This window comes from Pseudomonas sp. AO-1 (assembly GCF_019775695.1).
Taxonomy (GTDB): Bacteria; Pseudomonadota; Gammaproteobacteria; order Pseudomonadales; family Pseudomonadaceae; genus Aquipseudomonas; species Aquipseudomonas parakoreensis.
Window position 1 is genome coordinate 6,307,212 of record NZ_CP079947.1, and the last position, 18,377, is coordinate 6,325,588.

Here is an 18,377-nt window from a genome sequence, read left to right on the forward strand (position 1 = left end):
ATTACCGCCAAACGGCCCGCCCATGGCCGGATAGTGAGCCCTGCAACTGTGACGACTCTTCCCGAGTCGTCTTTCACTATCAGGGCTGATTATGAATACCGAAGACAAGGACGCAGGCGTCCCGCAACAGGCAAAACCGATCACGCTGGACAATCTGCTGATCAACTTCACGACTGATTTCCAGCGAATCTGGGACAGCAGCGGATCGAAAGCGGCACCCGGGAGCTTTTGGCGCCCGACGCCCTCTCCCGAGATGCTGCCGGGCTATTTTCCTTTAGGCGATGTCGTGGTGGGCAGCCACGACAACATCAACGCAAAACACGTCGTGGCCGTTGTCAGCGAGCGCGAGACCGACCCGACAAAAGCCAAAGCCCTCAGCGCGCCCCTCGACTTTGAACAAGTCTGGAAAGATACCGGCTCGGGCGCCAAAACCAACTGCACGGTCTGGCGACCGCTGCCCCCGGCCGGCTACGTTGCCTTGGGCCAGGTTTGCTCCAGCGGCGACGACAAGCCACTGCTCAGTAGCGTGCGCTGCGTCCGGGCCGACCTGGTGATCGCTTCAACGGTCGGCAATATGCTCTGGAGCGACAAGGGCAGCGGTGCACGGCAGAGTTTCAGTGCCTGGAGCGTCACCCCGCCCAGCGCACCGCCGGGAGACATTCACTTCGCGCCGGGCACCTTCGTTGCGGCAGGCAGCTTCAACCGACCACAGGCCGACGTCAGTGTCTTTGCCTTGCGGATGCAGATCGCGCCACTGATCAAATCATCGCCAGTGTTGCCGACGCTCCACGCAGCGGACGCTCCGCAAACCAACGGAGCGGCCACCCTCGCTCAAGTGGTGGAACTTCCGTGGTTCGTGGTCAAGGATGACCTGTCACCGCTCGAACAATTACGCACCACGCCCTTTTATCGCCTGGAAAGAACCGACCAGTATTATCTGGTCGGGAGCGGACACAACACGGGCGACAAGGCGCGGGCATTCAAGTGGACTGCGCAACGGTTGCAGAATCCGAAGGTGCTGCGCCTGTTCACCCAGGTTACCGCCATCAGTTTTGTGAGCGCCTGGGCAATGAAGAGCGACGTCCATCCGTCACTGCCATTCTCGGCGAGACTCGACAGCCAGTTCACGCACTGCGAAACCTCAACCAGCGGCTGGCTGACACCGTTCATCAGCAACGTCCTCGCCATGGCCGGCAAAGGCAAATTCGTCGCGGCTTATCAGCAGGAGAGTTTCTACGAGTTGCTCCGTGCAGACGGCTCGCAAGCCGGCATCAACCTCGGCTACACCCAGTACGAGAGCCTGGAACTGCTGCAGTATCCGCCGCACGAATGCATCCATGAAGCCGCGGACAAGGCATTGCCGACAACTACAGATAGCGCCCCATGATTTCGTCGACAACCCCGTCCTTGCGCATCTGATCCAGCGCCGCCTGCAGCCTGGCGACCGTTGCATCCGACACGTCCTTGTTCAGCGCCAGGTACAACTCGGCGCTGTTGAAGCGCAATACGGTCTTGAGTCCGGTCACCCCGTCCTGCCGCGCCAGATAACGTCCGGCAGGATCACCGGTGGCCCACAGGTCGATCTGGCCGTTGACCAGTTTTTTCGCGTTGTCTTGATCGCGCAGAACGACCGAAGGCTTCAAGCCCTGCTTGGCCAGCGTCTCGGCAATCGCATCGCCTTTGTAGGCACCGATCCTGTATTTGCGCGCATCGTTGAGGGTTTCGAGGGTGATCTTGCTGTCGGCCCGGGCCAACATGATCCAGTCGTCCGGACCGATCGGGCCGACCCATTTGAACAGGTTTTCGCGATCCGGCAGGCGCGCCATCACGAAAGCACCGTAACCGGGATTTTCCAGTGCCAGTTTGTAGACGCGCTCCCAGGGAAAGCGCAGCGTCAGGCTGTAAGTGAGCCCGGCGCGCTTGAACATTTCACGCACGATGTCGGCGGCAATGCCGTTGATGTTCTCGCCCTTGGCGAAATTCTTGCCGTCTTTCGCCATGTTGTAGGGCGGAAAGTTTTCGGTGAGGAGCACCAGATCGGTGTCGGGACTGTTTTCGGCCCGCGCCGTGTTGAGCAGCAACACAGAAGCACTGGCGAGAACAAGAAGCAGGCGTTTGATCATGTCGGGCTACCGGAATCCATGGCGTGCCCAAGAGTGCCTTGGGTACGCCATGCTGTCCACTGGCCTGTACGGTTTAGCGCATCACGATGCCGCGTTTGGCCATGTACGCTTTCGCTTCCTGCACAGTGTATTCGCCGAAGTGGAAAATACTCGCCGCCAGTACCGCGCTGGCGTGGCCTTCAAGGATGCCGTCGGCCAGATGCTGCAGATTGCCGACGCCGCCGGAAGCGATCACCGGAATGCCCAGCGCATCGCTGATCGCGCGAGTCACGCCAAGGTCGAAGCCGTTTTTCATGCCGTCCTGATCCATGCTGGTCAGCAGGATCTCACCGGCACCGAGGCCTTCCATCTTCTTCGCCCACTCGACTGCATCGAGACCGGTCGGCTTGCGCCCGCCGTGGGTGAAGATTTCCCAGCGCGGGGTTTCTCCCGGGCCGGAGACTTTCTTCGCGTCGATGGCGACGACGATGCACTGCGAGCCGAAATGCTGCGCCGCTTCGCCAACGAATTCCGGGTTGAACACCGCTGCGGTGTTGATCGAGACCTTGTCCGCACCGGCATTGAGCAGGTTGCGGATGTCCTGCACGGTGCGCACGCCGCCGCCGACGGTCAGCGGAATGAACACCTGGCTGGCCATGCGCTCGACGGTATGCAGCGTGGTGTCGCGGCCATCGACGCTGGCGGTGATGTCGAGAAAGGTAATCTCGTCGGCACCCTGCTCGTCATAACGACGGGCGATTTCCACCGGGTCGCCGGCATCGCGGATGTTTTCGAACTTCACACCTTTGACGACCCGGCCGTTGTCCACGTCCAGGCAAGGGATGATGCGTTTGGCCAGCGCCATGGTCAGTCCTCAGCCTTGGTACGAATCGCAGAAAGCTTGCGCTTCGGCGACGTCGAGGGTGCCTTCGTAGATCGCCCGGCCAGTGATTGCGCCAATGATGCCCGGCGCCTTGGCGTCGAGCAGCGACTTGATGTCACCCAGATTGTGGATACCGCCGGAGGCAATCACCGGGATCTTCGTCGCAGCAGCCAGCGCAGCGGTGAACGGTACGTTGCAGCCCTGCATCATGCCGTCTTTGGCGATGTCGGTATAAACGATCGACGATACACCGTCAGCTTCGAACTGCTTGGCCAGGTCGATGACCTGCACGGTGCTGATTTCAGCCCAGCCATCGGTGGCGACGAAGCCGTCTTTGGCATCCAGACCGACGATGATCTTGCCCGGGAACGCGCGGCAGGCTTCAGCGACAAACGCCGGATCTTTTACGGCCTTGGTGCCGATGATCACATAACTCACGCCCGCCTTGACGTAATGCTCGATGGTTTCCAGCGAACGGATACCGCCGCCGATCTGGATCGGCAGGTTCGGGTAGCGTTTGGCAATCGCGGTGACCACTTCACCGTTGACCGGCTGACCTTCGAATGCGCCGTTCAGATCGACCAGATGCAGACGGCGGCAACCGCCCTCCACCCACTTGGCAGCCATGCTCACCGGGTCCTCGGAGAACACTGTGGAATCTTCCATGCGGCCCTGGCGCAGACGTACGCAGGCACCGTCTTTAAGATCGATAGCGGGAATAATCAGCATCTGGCAAACCTTCAAATTTGAATGTTCAGCTTGGCTCGGAAATCAGTTTTTCTCGAGCGCCCACAGGTCGCTTTCGATGCTTTCAAACCGCTCTTTGAGGTGGGTCTGCACATCGAAAATCGCCCTGTTGTAATAGTGCGGAGCAATTTCGCGGGTAAACAGCTCAAGAATTTCCGCCGCCTCGAACGACCCCAGGTCAAGTTCGAACCGATCCTCCATGAACCGCTGGATCTTGCGGTTGGCCTCGCTCTCCTGTTCGGGAGTGAGGGTCAGGATCGGCGGTTTGGACTTCTTGGCGGCCATTTACCAGCGACCGTCCCACGCGGCGAAGTTCTGCAGCAATTGCAGGCCATGGGTATGGCTCTTCTCCGGGTGGAATTGCACGGCGAAACGCGAGCCTTCGGCCAGCGCCGCGGCGAAATCGACCCCGTAATGACCGCTACCGACTACCTGCCGCGCATTGGCGGCAGCGATGTAGTAGCTGTGCACGAAGTAGAAACGCGCCATGTCCGGAATGTCGTGCCACAGCGGGTGACTGACCTTCTGCTGCACCTCGTTCCAGCCCATGTGCGGGACTTTCAGATGCTCGCCGTCTTCATGCAGGTCTTTGCCGAAGAACTTCACCGCGCCCGGGAACAGGCCGATGCAGTCGACACCGTCGTTCTCTTCGCTGCTGTCGAGCAGGGCTTGCATGCCGACGCAGATGCCGAGGAACGGACGATCCTGGCTGACTTCACGCACCAGCGAATCGAAACCGAGGCGACGGATCTCCGCCATGCAATCGCGAATCGCACCAACGCCGGGGAACACCACGCGGTCGGCTTCGCGGATCACGTCGGCATCGCTTGTGATCAGCACTTTGCCGGCGCCGACGTGCTCAAGGGCCTTGGCCACCGAGTGCAGGTTGCCCATGCCGTAGTCGATAACTGCAACCGTCTGCATTACAGAACGCCTTTGGTCGATGGCATTTGCCCGGCCATGCGCTCATCCAGCTCGACGGCCATGCGCAGCGCGCGACCGAATGCCTTGAACACGGTTTCGATCTGGTGGTGGGTGTTGGTGCCGCGCAGGTTGTCGATGTGCAGGCTGACCAGTGCGTGGTTGACGAAGCCCTGGAAGAATTCCTGGAACAGATCGACGTCGAAGCCGCCCACGGTGGCGCGGGTGTACGGCACGTGCATCTGCAGGCCCGGGCGGCCGGAGAAGTCGATCACCACACGCGACAGCGCTTCATCGAGCGGCACGTAGGCGTGACCGTAGCGACGGATGCCTTTCTTGTCGCCGATGGCTTTGGCGAAGGCCTGGCCGAGGGTGATACCGACGTCTTCCACGGTATGGTGGTCGTCGATATGCAGATCGCCCTTGCATTCAATATCCAGGTCGATCAACCCGTGACGGGCGATCTGATCCAGCATGTGCTCAAGAAAAGGAACACCGATATCGAATCGGGCCTTTCCGGTGCCATCAAGGTTGATCGAGGCTTTGATCTGGGTTTCCAGAGTGTCGCGCTCGACAGACGCCTTACGTTCGGCCATCACCAGCTCCGCAAAATCATTGGGCGAAAAAGGCAGCCATTATAGGCACGCGGGGCCGAAACAGAAACACGCGACGTGATATGCCTGACGGACAGAAGCCCCGGCTGTCGCGGGTAGACATGTCCATACAAGCCATTACAGGCACCCCGAAAACAAATGTGGGAGCGAGCCTGCTCGCGAATGCGGTGAGTCAGCCAACACTTATGGCAACTGACAATCCGTCTTCGCGAGCAGGCTCGCTCCCACAGGGGTACTGCGTTTTACCCATTACTTAGTGAAACAGTACCGCCGTCTTCTGCAGGGTTACCCACACACCCCACGCCAACGGAATGCCCACCACCAGCCACGCGGCAATTGCCAGCGGCTTGCTGCCCGGCGCGGCTTTCCACTCCAGCACAGTGCTTGCATCAGCCCCTTTGTCGTGGCCCAGCGCCTGTTCGGCGGCCAGTTCGGCGTCGGTCATGAAGTACTTGTCGGCCACCGGACGCACCAGCAGGTTGCAGAGGAAGCCCAGCACCAGCAGGCCGGCGAGGATGTACAGGGTGATGTCGTAAGCAGCAGCGCGTTCAACGCCGATGCTCAACTGATACTCACGCAGGTAGTTCACCAACACCGGACCGAGCACGCCGGCGGCGGCCCAGGCAGTCAGCAGGCGACCGTGGATCGCGCCGACCATTTGCGTACCGAACAGGTCGGCCAGATACGCCGGAACGGTCGCAAAACCACCGCCGTACATCGACAGGATGATGCAGAACGCCGCCACGAACAGCGCAACGTTGCCCAGATGGCCCATGTTCGGGATCAACGCGTACAGGGCAAAACCGAGGGCGAAGAACACGAAGTAAGTGTTTTTGCGACCCAGGTAGTCCGAGAACGAAGCCCAGAAGAAACGGCCACCGATGTTGAACAGGCTCAGCAGACCGGTGAAACCGGCGGCAATCGCGGCGATCGAGGCCAGTTGCCCGGCGTCCAGTTGACCGAACGGCACGTCAACGCCCAGCAGCTTGCCGCCGAACACTTCCTGCAGCAGTGGCGAGGCCATGCCGAGGATGCCGATACCGGCCGATACGTTCAGGCACAGCACCAGCCACACCAGACGGAACTGCGGGGTTTTCCACGCTACATTCACGTGGACGTGACGGTGAGTGATCATCGAGTTCGAGGCTTTTTTCGCCGGAGCGGTCCAGCCTTCAGGCTTCCACCCGGTTGGCGGCACGCGGTAGGCCAACGCGCCACCGATCATGAACACGAAGTAGATCGCGGCCATGGCCACGAAGCTCTGCCAGACGCCAACACCGGCAGGCGAAGCGAAGTGGCTCATCAGCGCAGTCGCCAACGGTGCACCCACCATCGCACCGCCGCCGAAGCCCATGATCGCCATGCCGGTCGCCATGCCGCGCTTGTCCGGGAACCACTTGATCAGGGTCGAGACCGGCGAGATATAGCCCAGGCCCAGACCGATACCGCCGATCACGCCGGAGCCGATCCACATCAGCCAGATCTGGTGGGTATAAATCCCCAGTGCCGAGATCAGCAGACCGCCGCACCAGCACAATGCCGACACAACGCCAGCCTTGCGTGGCCCGGCGTGTTCCAGCCAGCCACCCCAGATCGCGGCCGAGCAGCCGAGGAAGATGAAGAACAAGGTGTAGATCCAGCCGAGCATGGAGATCGGCCAGTCGCATTGCGAAGAGAAGACCTGAGCCATGAAGCTCATGTCCGGCGCGCAAGCCACGGGCGCGGTGACGCCCAATGCCTTGGACAGCGGCAGCCAGAACACCGAGAAACCGTAGGCCATGCCGATGCACAGGTGGATGGCCAGAGCGGCCGGTGGAACCAGCCAACGGTTGAAACCGGGCTTGGCGATAATGCGTTCCTTGGACAGGAACGCAGGCTGGTCGGCGCGAAGGCCGTCCGCCGTGATGCTCGTGCTCATTGTGTATCCCCCAATTATTAGTATGGTTCGCCAGCCACTGCTCACCCTCGGCCTTTATGCACGCAGGCATGACCGTTTTTTTCGGGTGAAGCTCCTTGAAGGCGCGACGTTAAGTCGCAGAAGGACGGACGAACCGGCGAAGGTTACCATTTGCACGTGACAGAAAAACCAAACTGATATCACCTTTTTCATGTCATCTGATCTCGTCCCCCACAGGAAAAAGCCATGCCGATCGTTGTCCAAGCGCTGCACGATGCCAGTTACCAGGATCAACAGGATCTGCAGAAAATCTATCGGGACGCCCCGCAATGGCTGTTCGCACCGTATTCCGGGGACGCTCAACTGATCGAAAACAGCCTGGCTGAAGGCTCTTTGATTGCAGGACGTTTCAATGATCGCCTGCTCGGTGCAGCACGCCTGACAAGGCACGACCGGGTTTGGTACTTGTCACATTTGTGTGTACGAAAAGTCACCCGGCGCCGTGGGGTGGCTGAGCGATTGGTGAACCAAGCGCAGAAAATGGCGTCGCAAGCGGGTGCGCAACTGCGCCTGCTGGCACCGGCCGGACACCTTGAAACCCAGGCGCTGGCCACCAAATTGCAAGTGCCGCTGGACGTCATCGCGACATGACAGCGCCCCGAACCGGGCGGATGCAGCGCTATACTCCCCGGCTAAATTACGAATTCGACTAACTACAAGGACTCGCCCATGAAAGCGTTCGGCAAAATCCTGGGTCTGGTACTTCTCGGGCTGTTGCTGATCATTGTGGCGGCGGGCTTCGCCCTGACCCACCTGTTTGATCCCAACGACTACAAAGACGAGATCCGCCAGATAGCCCGCGACAAGGCCCACATCGAGCTAACGCTCAATGGCGATATCGGCTGGAGCCTGTTCCCGTGGCTGGGCCTGGAACTGCATGAAGCCAGCATCGCCACCCTGATCAATCCGACCGAGCCGTATGCCGATCTGCAGATGCTCGGCCTGTCCGTGCGCGTACTGCCATTGCTGCGCCGCGAAGTGCAGATGAGCGACGTGCGTGTCGAAGGCCTGAACCTGCGCCTCAAACGCGACAAGTCCGGCCACGGCAACTGGGAAGACATCGGCAAGCTGCCGCCTCCTGCCGTGCCTGCCGGCAGCCCTGCGCCAGCCAGCCCGCCTGTCGCAGAGGCCACCGCCCAGCCGGAAAAACCGCCGCAGCCGATCCGCCTCGACATCGACAGCCTGACCGTCAACAACGCCCGGGTTGAATACACCGACGAGCAGACCGGCAAACAGTACAGCGCCGAAAGCATTCAGCTGAGCACCGGTGCGGTACACGACTCGACCAACATTCCGCTGAAAGCCACGGCGTTCCTCAGCACCAATCAGCCTGTGCTGCGCGTGCGTACCGAACTCAATGGCGAGTTGCGCATCGAGCGTGCATTGCAACGCTACAAGTTCGAAGACATGAAGTTGTCCGGCGAGCTGACTGGCGATCCACTGCAGGGCAAGGCCATGACCTTCTCCGCCCAAGGGCAGATCTTGCTGGACAAGGCAGCGAACGTCGCCGAATGGACCGGGATCAAGATATCTGCCAACCAGTTGCGCGCCTTGGGTGAGCTGAAAGCCAACGACCTCGACAAGACTCCGCAGATCACTGGCGGCATCTCCATCGCCCAGTTCGATCTGGCGAAATTCGTCGACAGCATCGGCCAGACACTGCCAGCGATGGCGCCTGGCAGCCTGAGCAAGGTCGAGCTGGTCAGCCGCGTGGCCGCCACGCCCAGCAGCGTTGCCTTCGACAACATCAACCTGAAACTCGACGACAGCAGCTTCAGCGGACGCATTGCCGTTGAGGACTTCGCCAAGCAGTCGCTGCGGGCGATCCTCAAGGCTGACACGTTCGACGTCGACCGCTACCTGCCGCCGAAATCGGAAAAAGCCAAAAACGCCACGCAAGTGCGTCAGGCCGAAGTTGCCAGTACCGAAGCCGATGCCATGGCCGGTGCCGGCAGCACACCGCTGCCGGACAAACCGAGTAAAAGCGCCTGGAGCACTGAGCGCCTGTTGCCGGTCGAGCGCCTGGCCAAACTCGACGTTGATGCCGATCTGAGCTTCGGCCAACTGACCCTCGATAAACTGCCGATCCAGAACGCCGCGCTCAAAGCCACCGGCCAGGGCGGCCTGCTGACCCTGGAAAACCTGCGCGGCGGGCTGTACAACGGCGACTTCGAAGCCAAGGGCACCCTCGATGTGCGCCCGAGCGCGCCAGTGTTGAATCTGCAAACCCGGATCAACCGCGTGCCGGTGGAGAAAATCCTCGAAAGCCAGGGCAAGAACCCGCCAGTCAAAGGCCTGGTCACACTGACCAGCAGTCTCACCGGCAGCGGCAACAGCCAGCAGGCGCTGATCGAAACCCTCAATGGCAACGCCAGTTTCGTGATCAACAACGGCGTACTGCTCAACGCCAACCTTGAACAGCAACTGTGCAAAGGCATCGCCACGCTTAACCGCAAATCCCTCAGCGGCGAGCCACGGGGCAAGGACACACCGTTCCAGGAACTCAAGGGCAACCTGACCTTGCGCAACGGCGTGGCCAGCAACCCGGACCTGAAAGTGCGCATCCCCGGCATGACCGTCAACGGCGATGGCGACATCGACTTGCGGGTGCTGGGCATGGATTACCGCGTCGGCATCATCGTCGAAGGCGACACCAGCGCCATGCCGGATCCAGCCTGTCAGGTCGGCGAGAAGTTTGTCGGCATCGAGTGGCCGCTGCGCTGCCGTGGTCCGCTGGAGCTGGGCGCCAAGGCCTGCCGTGTGGACAACGAACGTCTCGGCCAGGTCGCGACCAAAATGGCCGGCGACAAACTCAGCGAGAAGATCGATGAAAAACTCGGCGACAAGGTCAGCCCGGAATTGAAAAACGCATTGAAGGGGCTGTTCAAGCGATGAGAGCGGAGCAGTTTTCCACGGCGGTGCTGGAATGGTTCGACCGCCACGGCCGCCACGATTTGCCTTGGCAGCAAGACATCAATCCGTACCGGGTGTGGGTGTCGGAGATCATGTTGCAGCAGACCCAGGTCAGCACCGTGCTCAATTACTTCGACCGCTTCATGACCGCACTGCCGACGGTACAAGCATTGGCCGAAGCGCCGGAGGACGAAGTGCTGCATCTGTGGACGGGGCTGGGTTACTACACCCGCGCGCGCAATTTGCAGAAGACCGCAAAGATCGTCGTCAGCCAGTACGGCGGTGAATTTCCGCGGGACGTCGAAAAGCTCACGGATCTGCCGGGGATCGGCCTGTCCACCGCCGGGGCCATTGCCAGCATCAGCATGGGCCTGCGCGCGCCGATCCTCGATGGCAACGTCAAACGCGTCCTGGCGCGTTTTACTGCGCAAGAGGGTTACCCGGGTGAACCGAAGGTCGCCAAACAGCTGTGGGCCAACGCAGAGCGTTTCACGCCGCATGATCGGGTCAATGCCTACACCCAGGCGATGATGGATCTCGGCGCCACGTTGTGCACGCGCAGCAAACCGAGCTGCCTGCTGTGTCCACTGGAAAAGGGCTGCGAGGCGCACATGCTCGGCCTGGAAAGACGCTACCCGATCCCCAAACCGCGCAAAGCGATCCCGCAAAAACGCACGCTGATGCCGATGCTCGCCAATGGCGACGGCGCGATTCTGCTTTATCGCCGTCCCTCCAGCGGTCTGTGGGGCGGTTTGTGGAGCTTGCCGGAACTCGAAGATCTCGAAGACCTGCAACATCTGGCCGACCAGCACTCGCTGACCATGGGTGAGCAGCAGGCACTGCCAAGCCTCGTTCACACCTTCAGTCACTTCCAGCTGTCCATCGAACCCTGGCTGGTTCAGGTACAGGAGGCCACCCATCACGTGGCCGAGGCCGACTGGCTCTGGTATAACCTCGCCACCCCGCCGCGCCTGGGCCTTGCTGCCCCGGTCAAAACCTTGCTCGAGCGCGCGGCCGCCGTATTGAACGCAGGAGAGTCGTCATGACCCGCACCATCATGTGCCGCAAGTACAAAGAAGAATTGCCCGCGCTGGAACGCGCTCCTTTCCCGGGCGCCAAAGGTCAGGACATTTTTGACCACGTCTCGGCCAAGGCCTGGGCTGACTGGCAGAAACACCAGACCCTGCTGATCAACGAAAAGCGCCTGAACATGATGAATGCCGAAGACCGCAAATATCTTCAGGGCGAAATGGACAAGTACTTCTCCGGCGAGGAATACGCCAAGGCCGAAGGTTACGTTCCGCCTGCAGAGTAAACCTGCAAAATCGGGGGTCGGATCGTAAGCGACGGAATTAATTTAAGAAATTTTAAAAAAGTCGTTGACGTAAATCCGAAAAACCCTTTTAATGCGCCCCGTTGCCCAGATAGCTCAGTCGGTAGAGCAGGGGATTGAAAATCCCCGTGTCGGCGGTTCGATTCCGTCTCTGGGCACCAAATACCGAAAACCCTGAATCGCAAGATTCAGGGTTTTTTTATGCCTGCGATTTGATGGCGGCTCACTCCAGCCTTTTTTCTGGGCTGCGCAAATGCGCGACGGGTTTCGAACAAAGGCGATCCGCGCTACTTTGGCTGCACCTTATGGAAGAGGGTCATCCGCTCGATGAACCAGAAAAGAACCCGCGTGCCCCTGCCCCATCCGCCAGCCTATCGCCAGAGCCGGATTGCATTCTGGCTGATGATACTGGTCGGCATACTGATCGCCTTCCTCATCGCCGCGTCGACTTATCTGATCATCCACAGCTTGCTCAGCGGCTCCATCACCACCTGGAACCGATCCGGCCCACGCCATACCTACACCCTGGCGCAGCAACCCCGAATGTTCTGGTTCGAGATCGTGTCGCAGTGCGTCGGCACTCTGTTCCTGATAGCCGTCGGCTGGATTGGATTGTGGATTCACCGAATGGCGCGCGAGCCCGGTGACAAGCAGAAGGCCAAGCGCACGCGGCAGTAACACTTTCAGACAATGCCGGAGCGGTCCAACACATCAGGCGCGGGACTGTACCGCGCCTGATGTGTTGCCAGTGCATCATCCATTGATCACTTCAACTCCAGTGAAACACCAGATTGCGCGCCGTGCCGCTGCCAACATCAGTCACGTCGCGCCGCTCCTGGCCATTGAGCGTGGCCCGCACAATGTATTTGCCTGGCGGCAACTGCACATACACCAACGGCCCTGCCTGATTGAGGGTCAGCACGGTTTGTCCCGAGGCTTTTTCAATTGTCACGTCGACGTTGGCGGCGTACTCGTTTTGCATGCCGACCGAGTAGGTCATATGAAGGTTGTAGCCGGGGGTTTGCTGAATGGCTTTTGACTCGTCCAGGCCGATCCCGCCGGACAGGTAATTGATGCCGTTTTGCTGTTGTTGCTGGACTTGCACACCGGCACTGTCGATCGGGTCGAGATTGGCCGCCTGCAACATCGCCGGAAAAGTCAATGCAGCCATCGCCGCGATGGGCAGCAGGAATGAAAGAACGCGTTTCATGATGACAACTCCCGGGCTCTTGTAGAGCCCTACCGTTACTCCTTATTTGATCCGGCCAGGTAAGCACGTGTTTTAGAATGATTGGCACTTGGCCAGGGTGCGAAAGGGACTAATTCGAGACGCACTGCGGCTCGAATTTACAGAGTCGCTAACCTTCAATCCGGAACGCACTGCGTTCCGAGTGATTGCGCAGGCCGGCGTTGAAGCTCATTCTCGATCCGTCTTCGCCAAGGCCAGGTCCATATGAATTCACGCAGTCCCGCGTTTACGCCCGACACAGCAACCGTGAGCGAACCTTTCAAAGAAGCTGCCGCCGATGGCTTTATGCTCTGCGGCTTCACCTGGCGTCACACCCTGCCCGATACGCAACGCCCGGTAGTCATCATCAACGCCGCCACCTCGGTACGCTGCCGACACTATTCACGCTTCGCCGATTACCTGTTCGCCAACGGCTTCGACGTGATCACCTACGACTACCGAGGCATCGGCGAATCGCGTCCGGCAACCCTGAGAGGCCTTGAGGCTTCATGGACCGACTGGGGCGCGCTGGATTTCGAGGCGATGCTCAAGCGCGCGCAACGAGAGTTCCCCGGCCAGCCCATCGATGTGGTCGGCCACAGTTTCGGCGGTTGCGCGGCGGGACTTGGCGAATCCGGGCAGGTCATTCGTCGGCTGGTGACGGTCGGCGCGCAGTTCGCTTACTGGCGCGACTACGCGCCGGAACAGCGCTGGCGCATGTTCGGCAAATGGCATGTGCTGATGCCGCTTCTGACGCGCCTCTGTGGCTATTTCCCAGGCAAACACCTTGGCTGGCTGGAGGACACGCCAGCAGGCGTCGTGCGCGACTGGAGCACGCCTGCCGCGCGCTACGAGCAGCGTCCGAGTGGCCGCCGACTGCTGAAAACAACCGGCCGCCTGCCCTTCGCCAATGTCCGCGCGCACATCCTGGCGATCAGCATCAGCGACGACCCGTACGGCACGATCCCGGCCATCGAACGCCTGCTCGGCTACTTCAGTCATGCGCATAAAACCCACCTGCGCATCGCGCCGCAGGACATCGGCGAACAACAAGTCGGACATTTCGCCTTTTTTCGTAGCGCATACCAAGCCACACTATGGCCCATCGCTCTGACCTGGCTGCAAACCGGCGAACTGCCCCCCGACACACCCGGGCGGACAGTGCCGCGCAGCTGAGCCCTTCCCACGCACGACGGAACACACCATGGCCTCCGCCAACAAGCAGCAAAAACGCGCCGCCCGGGCCAAGACCAAGGCCAAGCAGAACCGCAGCAAACGCGCCGAGGCGCCGCTCGAACTGGACCCGAACGATGACCGTATCGACTTCGAGTCGGTGGACCTGACCGAGCTGTTCAAGAAAATGATCGACGCCGAGAAGATCAGCCAGCAAGCCATGTGCAGCGCATTCCTCGAAGACCCGCTGCTGGAGCTGGTCTACGAGCAGGAAGGCGAAGAAGGCGCGATGGATTTCATCCTCGCCGCGCTGATCGAGTATCGCCAGTGGTCGCAAGAAACCGACGAAGCCGGCGCCCTGGCGTGGATCGAATCCCCGGCCTTCCAGGCCGACTATGTGGCGGCGTCCGACGCGATCGCCGCACACACCCAACAGAAGAACTGAGTTCCCATGGCATCCCTGAACAAGCAACAGAAACGCGCCAAACGCGCCAAGGCCAAAGCCAAGCACATCCGCATGGTCGGCCGTAAGCCGCTGGACCAGGACGACAACCCCGGGCATCTGGACGAGCCGATCCCGGAATACACCCTGGCGATGTTCAGCAAAATGCGCGACGCCGAAGCCGTCAGTCGCAACGAAATGCTGCTGACCCTGCTGCGCGAACTGGCGTTCATCATCGTTGACCATCCAGAGCTGCTGGACATGGAAAACGCCGAGAACGAAGGCATGGCCGCCACTCACCTGGCCGCCGACATGCTGATCGACTACCGCATGTGGGCCGACGGCATGGACATCGAAACCGCCCAGGCCTGGCTGACCGAGCCACAGTTCATCACCGATTTCGGGATTGCGCTGGATACTTACGGCAAGTCGCTGGACACCCAGGAAGACAAGGGCGAATAAACCTCGCGCACAAACAAAAACGGCCGCTCGTCATCACTGACAGCGGCCGTTTTGCATTACGCGTTGCGGATCAGTTCAGCACCACCGCACCACGGTTTTCCAGCTTGCGGCGGCGCGCGACCAGCAGGCCGGCGGCGACTACCATGAGGCTCAGCAGGCCGGTTGCGAGGATTTCCACGCGGTGGGCTTCCTGGAACAGCATGATGGTCAGGGCCGCGACGATGAAGATGATCACCGCGTAGGTCAGGCCCGGGAACAGCCACATGCTGAAGACGATTTTCTCGCCGCGGGCCATGCGTTGTTTACGCATGCGCAGTTGCGAGAACGCGATCACCAGGTACACCAGCAGCGCGATGGCGCCGGAGCTGGCCAGCAGGAATTCGAACACGGCAGCCGGGGCCACATAGTTGGCGAAGGTGCAGAGGAACGCCGCGCCGGTCGACAGCATGACGGCCCAGTAAGGCGTGCCGCTTTTGTTGACCCGAGTCGACATCGCCGGTGCATCGCCGCGCTTGCCGAGGGAGAACAGCATGCGCGACGAGGTATACAGCGCCGAGTTCAGGCAGCTGGTGACCGCGACCAGCACCACGATGTCGACGATCATTTTCGCGTTCGGAATGCCCATGCGCTCAAGCACGGTCTGGTAGGAACCGAGGTTGGCCAGCGTCGGATCGTTCCACGGCACCAGGGCCACAACGATGAAGATCGATACGAGGTAGAACAGGCCGATCCGCCAGATCACCGAGTTGGTGGCCTTGGAAATCTGCTTGCCCGGGTTCTTCGATTCCGCAGCCGCGATGGTCACGATTTCGGTACCCATGAACGAGAACATGGTGGTCAGGATCGCGCCCAATACCGCACCCATGCCGTTTGGCAGGAAGCCGCCGGAGTCGAACAAGTGCGAAACGCCACTGACCTGACTGTTCGGCAGGAAGCCGAAGATCGCCGCGAGGCCGAGGATGATGAAGCCGATGATCGCCAGGACTTTGATCAGGGCAAACCAGAATTCGAACTCACCGTAGTTTTTCACGCTGAACAGGTTGGTCACCGTGAGCAACATGGTGATGACCAAGGCAAAGGCCCAGATCTCCACGCTCGGAAACCAGGCATGCAGGATGGTTGCGGCGGCGTTGGCTTCCAGTGGAATCACCAATACCCAGAACCACCAGTACAACCAGCCGATGGTGAAGCCGGCCCAGTGCCCGATGGCACGGTCGGCGTACGTCGAGAAAGAGCCGGTGTCGGGCGAAGCGACAGCCATTTCACCGAGCATGCGCATCACCAGCACCACCAGGGTACCGGCGGCGGCGTAAGCCAGCAGCACGGCAGGGCCGGCGGCAGCGATGGCGTGGCCGGAGCCAACGAACAGACCGGCGCCGATAACACCGGCGATCGACAACATGGTCACATGACGCGGTTTGAGCCCCTGTTCGAGGCCATTGGAGCTTGGGGTACTGCTCATCGAAACTACCTTTGCGAGGAAAGCGATTGCGTCCGACCTGCCTGATTTTCCTTCTCGTAAAAAGAAACCAACAGGGCGTTCCAGATTCTGCACGCAATAAATGCGCCAAAATGTTTCAAACTCTTCTGGCCCGCGGCTTTGAACGCGACCGGACAGTCATCGCAAGTCCTTAAAATTAATGGCAATTCGCCAGAGCGTTACCCTGCGACTCACTTTTCAAGCGAACAGGCGCACCAGAAACACACTGAAAAAGTGTGGGATGCACAATAAAAGGGCGAATCAGGAACGTTCGGCCGGATAGCGCTTCCAACACCCCGCCAAAGCTGGCAACATCGCGCCTTTTTTTACGCAACACCCACGGGCCTGCACGTTCAAACACCCGTTCAGTTGTTGATGGGGCGACAGTCTGCTGTGCCGATGCGACAACCCGCCACACGCCATCCGCTTACCGCCCGTAGCGCTGTTGGCTGCCATTGAAACGCTATGCTAGCTTGGCCGCCTCGCCAGGAAGGCCCGCCAACAGCAGGAGCGCAACATATATGAGGAACGCACATGGCTGAGGCCACGCCCGCGCTTGAAATCCGCAACTTGCACAAACGCTACGGACAGCTTGAGGTGCTCAAAGGCATCTCGCTGACCGCCCGCGACGGCGATGTGATCTCGATCCTCGGTTCCTCCGGTTCCGGCAAGTCCACGTTCCTGCGTTGCATCAACCTGTTGGAAAACCCGCACCAGGGTCAGATTCTGGTGGCCGGTGAAGAACTCAAGCTCAAACCCGCCAAAAATGGCGAACTGGTTGCTGCCGATGGCAAACAGATCAACCGCCTGCGTTCCGAGATTGGTTTTGTATTTCAAAACTTTAATCTGTGGCCGCACATGAGCGTGCTCGACAACATCATCGAAGCCCCGCGCCGCGTGCTCGGCCAGAGCAAGGCCGAGGCGATCGAGGTGGCCGAAGCGCTGCTGGCCAAGGTCGGCATCGCCGACAAGCGCCACGCCTACCCGTCGCAATTGTCCGGTGGCCAACAACAACGCGCCGCGATTGCCCGCACGCTGGCAATGCAGCCGAAGGTGATTCTGTTTGACGAGCCCACCTCCGCCCTTGACCCGGAAATGGTTCAGGAAGTACTTAGTGTCATCCGCGCACTGGCCGAAGAAGGCCGCACCATGCTGTTGGTGACCCACGAAATGGGCTTTGCCCGTCAGGTCTCCAGCGAAGTGGTGTTCCTCCACCAGGGGCTGGTGGAAGAGCAAGGATCGCCTCAGCAGGTGTTCGAAAACCCGCTTTCGGCGCGCTGCAAACAATTCATGTCCAGCAACCGCTAACGGAGCAACATGCATGCAGAATTTTAAAAAGGTCTTCCTGGCCGCCGCCGTCACCCTCGCATTCAGCGCCGGGGCCATGGCCGAGACCCTGAAGATGGGCATCGAAGCGGCTTACCCGCCGTTCAACAACAAAGACGCCAGCGGCAACGTGGTCGGCTTCGACAAAGACATCGGCGACGCCCTGTGCGCCAAGATGAAAGTCGAGTGCTCGGTGGTCACCTCCGACTGGGACGGCATCATCCCTGCGCTGAACGCCAAGAAGTTCGACTTCCTGGTGTCCTCGCTGTCGATCACCGAAGAACGCAAGGGCGCGGTGGACTTCACCGACCCGTACTACTCGAACAAGCTGCAGTTCATCGCGCCGAAAAACGTCGATTTCAAAACCGACAAGGACGCACTCAAAGGCAAGATCATCGGCACCCAGCGCGCCACCCTCGCCGGCACCTGGCTTGAGGACACTTACGGTAGCGATATTGAAGTCAAACTCTACGACACCCAGGAAAACGCCTACCTGGACCTGACCTCCGGTCGTGTCGACGCCATCCTCGCCGACAAGTACGCCAACTACGACTGGCTGAAAACCGATGCAGGCAAGGCCTACGAGTTCAAAGGCGACCCGGTCGTGGAAAGCGACAAAATCGGCATCGCCGTGCGCAAAGGTGACCCGCTGCGCGAGAAGCTGAACGCCGCGCTGAAGGAAATCGTCGCCGACGGTACCTACAAGAAGATCAACGACAAGTATTTCCCGTTCAGCATCTATTGATCTGACCTGCGGGACCGGCGCCATCCACCGACGGCGCCGGCTCCCGGCCTT

General features: G+C 60.2%; 20 protein-coding genes and 1 tRNA gene. 12 read left to right on the forward strand and 9 right to left on the reverse strand.

Going from position 1 to position 18,377, the window contains the following annotated elements; translation table 11 throughout:
- Positions 1 to 91: 91 nt before the first annotated feature.
- On the forward strand, positions 92 to 1,387 hold the full coding sequence (locus tag KVQ82_RS28710) for a Vps62-related protein (RefSeq protein ID WP_108181411.1): 1,296 nt from the start codon (positions 92 to 94) through the stop codon (positions 1,385 to 1,387).
- Here KVQ82_RS28710 and KVQ82_RS28715 read toward each other — a convergent pair.
- The 7 genes from KVQ82_RS28715 to KVQ82_RS28745 form a co-directional block, all read right to left on the reverse strand.
- Positions 1,368 to 2,123, reverse strand: a complete 756-nt coding sequence (locus KVQ82_RS28715) for an ABC transporter substrate-binding protein (protein ID WP_222017160.1) — start codon at positions 2,121 to 2,123, stop codon at positions 1,368 to 1,370. The genes KVQ82_RS28710 and KVQ82_RS28715 overlap by 20 nt on opposite strands.
- Before the next feature lie 73 nt (positions 2,124 to 2,196).
- Positions 2,197 to 2,967 (reverse strand): imidazole glycerol phosphate synthase subunit HisF, encoded by a 771-nt coding sequence (gene hisF, locus KVQ82_RS28720; protein WP_007909211.1) that lies wholly within the window; start codon positions 2,965 to 2,967, stop codon positions 2,197 to 2,199.
- A gap of 9 nt (positions 2,968 to 2,976) precedes the next feature.
- Positions 2,977 to 3,714, reverse strand: coding sequence for a 1-(5-phosphoribosyl)-5-[(5-phosphoribosylamino)methylideneamino]imidazole-4-carboxamide isomerase (gene hisA / locus KVQ82_RS28725; RefSeq protein WP_115988409.1), 738 nt, complete (start codon positions 3,712 to 3,714; stop codon positions 2,977 to 2,979).
- Between the two features lie 42 nt (positions 3,715 to 3,756).
- A complete protein-coding gene (locus KVQ82_RS28730) occupies positions 3,757 to 4,017 on the reverse strand; it encodes a DUF2164 domain-containing protein (protein WP_007952545.1) in 261 nt (86 codons plus the stop codon).
- A complete protein-coding gene (gene hisH / locus KVQ82_RS28735; protein ID WP_007961712.1) occupies positions 4,018 to 4,656 on the reverse strand; it encodes an imidazole glycerol phosphate synthase subunit HisH in 639 nt (212 codons plus the stop codon). It abuts the gene before it with no gap.
- Positions 4,656 to 5,249 (reverse strand): imidazoleglycerol-phosphate dehydratase HisB, encoded by a 594-nt coding sequence (gene hisB, locus KVQ82_RS28740; protein ID WP_007909204.1) that lies wholly within the window; start codon positions 5,247 to 5,249, stop codon positions 4,656 to 4,658. Before hisB ends, hisH begins: the two co-directional genes overlap by 1 nt.
- Positions 5,250 to 5,520: 271 nt before the next feature.
- On the reverse strand, positions 5,521 to 7,185 hold the full coding sequence (locus KVQ82_RS28745; RefSeq protein WP_041071385.1) for an OFA family MFS transporter: 1,665 nt from the start codon (positions 7,183 to 7,185) through the stop codon (positions 5,521 to 5,523).
- 225 nt (positions 7,186 to 7,410) lie between these two features.
- Between KVQ82_RS28745 and KVQ82_RS28750 the strand changes: the two genes are divergently transcribed.
- The 6 genes from KVQ82_RS28750 to KVQ82_RS28775 all read left to right on the forward strand — a co-directional run bounded on the left by KVQ82_RS28750 (position 7,411) and on the right by KVQ82_RS28775 (position 12,148).
- The gene (locus KVQ82_RS28750) at positions 7,411 to 7,815 is read left to right on the forward strand and encodes an acetyl-CoA sensor PanZ family protein (protein WP_222017163.1); all 405 of its coding nucleotides are present in this window, start codon (positions 7,411 to 7,413) and stop codon (positions 7,813 to 7,815) included.
- A gap of 78 nt (positions 7,816 to 7,893) precedes the next feature.
- The gene (locus KVQ82_RS28755; protein ID WP_222017165.1) at positions 7,894 to 10,119 is read left to right on the forward strand and encodes an AsmA family protein; all 2,226 of its coding nucleotides are present in this window, start codon (positions 7,894 to 7,896) and stop codon (positions 10,117 to 10,119) included.
- Positions 10,116 to 11,183, forward strand: a complete 1,068-nt coding sequence (gene mutY, locus KVQ82_RS28760; RefSeq protein WP_222017167.1) for an A/G-specific adenine glycosylase — start codon at positions 10,116 to 10,118, stop codon at positions 11,181 to 11,183. Before KVQ82_RS28755 ends, mutY begins: the two co-directional genes overlap by 4 nt.
- A complete protein-coding gene (locus tag KVQ82_RS28765) occupies positions 11,180 to 11,452 on the forward strand; it encodes an oxidative damage protection protein (RefSeq protein ID WP_008024947.1) in 273 nt (90 codons plus the stop codon). Before mutY ends, KVQ82_RS28765 begins: the two co-directional genes overlap by 4 nt.
- 103 nt (positions 11,453 to 11,555) lie before the next feature.
- Positions 11,556 to 11,631 (forward strand) — tRNA-Phe (locus KVQ82_RS28770).
- A gap of 166 nt (positions 11,632 to 11,797) precedes the next feature.
- Positions 11,798 to 12,148: a hypothetical protein gene (locus KVQ82_RS28775; RefSeq protein ID WP_222017169.1), complete on the forward strand. Its 351-nt coding sequence runs from the start codon at positions 11,798 to 11,800 to the stop codon at positions 12,146 to 12,148.
- A 91-nt stretch (positions 12,149 to 12,239) separates the two neighbouring features.
- On the opposite strand, the gene KVQ82_RS28780 is transcribed toward KVQ82_RS28775, so the two are convergent.
- Positions 12,240 to 12,680, reverse strand: a complete 441-nt coding sequence (locus KVQ82_RS28780) for a hypothetical protein (protein WP_041071366.1) — start codon at positions 12,678 to 12,680, stop codon at positions 12,240 to 12,242.
- Positions 12,681 to 12,923: 243 nt separating this feature from the next.
- Between KVQ82_RS28780 and KVQ82_RS28785 the strand changes: the two genes are divergently transcribed.
- From KVQ82_RS28785 to KVQ82_RS28795, 3 genes are read left to right on the forward strand one after another with little or no spacing between them, the layout of a single operon-like run.
- Positions 12,924 to 13,874: an alpha/beta fold hydrolase gene (locus tag KVQ82_RS28785; RefSeq protein WP_222017171.1), complete on the forward strand. Its 951-nt coding sequence runs from the start codon at positions 12,924 to 12,926 to the stop codon at positions 13,872 to 13,874.
- A 28-nt stretch (positions 13,875 to 13,902) separates the two neighbouring features.
- Positions 13,903 to 14,316 carry a hypothetical protein gene (locus KVQ82_RS28790; protein WP_222017173.1) on the forward strand — a complete coding sequence of 138 codons (414 nt, stop codon included), beginning with the start codon at positions 13,903 to 13,905 and terminating at the stop codon, positions 14,314 to 14,316.
- Between the two features lie 6 nt (positions 14,317 to 14,322).
- Entirely contained in the window at positions 14,323 to 14,775 is a 453-nt protein-coding gene (locus tag KVQ82_RS28795) for a hypothetical protein (protein ID WP_041071357.1), read from the forward strand.
- Positions 14,776 to 14,845: 70 nt separating this feature from the next.
- On the opposite strand, the gene gabP is transcribed toward KVQ82_RS28795, so the two are convergent.
- Complete coding sequence (gene gabP, locus KVQ82_RS28800; protein WP_041071354.1) at positions 14,846 to 16,237, reverse strand: GABA permease; 1,392 nt, start codon at positions 16,235 to 16,237, stop codon at positions 14,846 to 14,848.
- A gap of 552 nt (positions 16,238 to 16,789) precedes the next feature.
- Here gabP and KVQ82_RS28805 point away from each other — a divergent pair.
- Positions 16,790 to 17,563 (forward strand): ABC transporter ATP-binding protein, encoded by a 774-nt coding sequence (locus KVQ82_RS28805; protein WP_041071351.1) that lies wholly within the window; start codon positions 16,790 to 16,792, stop codon positions 17,561 to 17,563.
- 13 nt (positions 17,564 to 17,576) lie between these two features.
- The gene (locus KVQ82_RS28810; RefSeq protein ID WP_182403420.1) at positions 17,577 to 18,326 is read left to right on the forward strand and encodes an ABC transporter substrate-binding protein; all 750 of its coding nucleotides are present in this window, start codon (positions 17,577 to 17,579) and stop codon (positions 18,324 to 18,326) included.
- The last annotated feature ends 51 nt before the right edge of the window (positions 18,327 to 18,377 follow it).

Bases quoted from the DNA above. Each gene is read 5' to 3' on its own strand.
- KVQ82_RS28780 (WP_041071366.1), bottom strand. From the start codon at position 12,680: ATGAAACGCGTTCTTTCATTCCTGCTGCCCATCGCGGCGATGGCTGCA.
- mutY (WP_222017167.1), top strand. From the start codon at position 10,116: ATGAGAGCGGAGCAGTTTTCCACGGCGGTGCTGGAATGGTTCGACCGC.
- hisF (WP_007909211.1), bottom strand. From the start codon at position 2,967: ATGGCGCTGGCCAAACGCATCATCCCTTGCCTGGACGTGGACAACGGC.
- KVQ82_RS28710 (WP_108181411.1), top strand. From the start codon at position 92: ATGAATACCGAAGACAAGGACGCAGGCGTCCCGCAACAGGCAAAACCG.
- KVQ82_RS28775 (WP_222017169.1), top strand. From the start codon at position 11,798: ATGAACCAGAAAAGAACCCGCGTGCCCCTGCCCCATCCGCCAGCCTAT.
- hisA (WP_115988409.1), bottom strand. From the start codon at position 3,714: ATGCTGATTATTCCCGCTATCGATCTTAAAGACGGTGCCTGCGTACGT.
- KVQ82_RS28785 (WP_222017171.1), top strand. From the start codon at position 12,924: ATGAATTCACGCAGTCCCGCGTTTACGCCCGACACAGCAACCGTGAGC.
- hisB (WP_007909204.1), bottom strand. From the start codon at position 5,249: ATGGCCGAACGTAAGGCGTCTGTCGAGCGCGACACTCTGGAAACCCAG.
- KVQ82_RS28750 (WP_222017163.1), top strand. From the start codon at position 7,411: ATGCCGATCGTTGTCCAAGCGCTGCACGATGCCAGTTACCAGGATCAA.
- KVQ82_RS28790 (WP_222017173.1), top strand. From the start codon at position 13,903: ATGGCCTCCGCCAACAAGCAGCAAAAACGCGCCGCCCGGGCCAAGACC.
- KVQ82_RS28795 (WP_041071357.1), top strand. From the start codon at position 14,323: ATGGCATCCCTGAACAAGCAACAGAAACGCGCCAAACGCGCCAAGGCC.
- KVQ82_RS28745 (WP_041071385.1), bottom strand. From the start codon at position 7,185: ATGAGCACGAGCATCACGGCGGACGGCCTTCGCGCCGACCAGCCTGCG.
- KVQ82_RS28755 (WP_222017165.1), top strand. From the start codon at position 7,894: ATGAAAGCGTTCGGCAAAATCCTGGGTCTGGTACTTCTCGGGCTGTTG.
- KVQ82_RS28730 (WP_007952545.1), bottom strand. From the start codon at position 4,017: ATGGCCGCCAAGAAGTCCAAACCGCCGATCCTGACCCTCACTCCCGAA.
- gabP (WP_041071354.1), bottom strand. From the start codon at position 16,237: ATGAGCAGTACCCCAAGCTCCAATGGCCTCGAACAGGGGCTCAAACCG.
- KVQ82_RS28765 (WP_008024947.1), top strand. From the start codon at position 11,180: ATGACCCGCACCATCATGTGCCGCAAGTACAAAGAAGAATTGCCCGCG.
- KVQ82_RS28810 (WP_182403420.1), top strand. From the start codon at position 17,577: ATGCAGAATTTTAAAAAGGTCTTCCTGGCCGCCGCCGTCACCCTCGCA.
- KVQ82_RS28805 (WP_041071351.1), top strand. From the start codon at position 16,790: ATGGCTGAGGCCACGCCCGCGCTTGAAATCCGCAACTTGCACAAACGC.
- hisH (WP_007961712.1), bottom strand. From the start codon at position 4,656: ATGCAGACGGTTGCAGTTATCGACTACGGCATGGGCAACCTGCACTCG.
- KVQ82_RS28715 (WP_222017160.1), bottom strand. From the start codon at position 2,123: ATGATCAAACGCCTGCTTCTTGTTCTCGCCAGTGCTTCTGTGTTGCTG.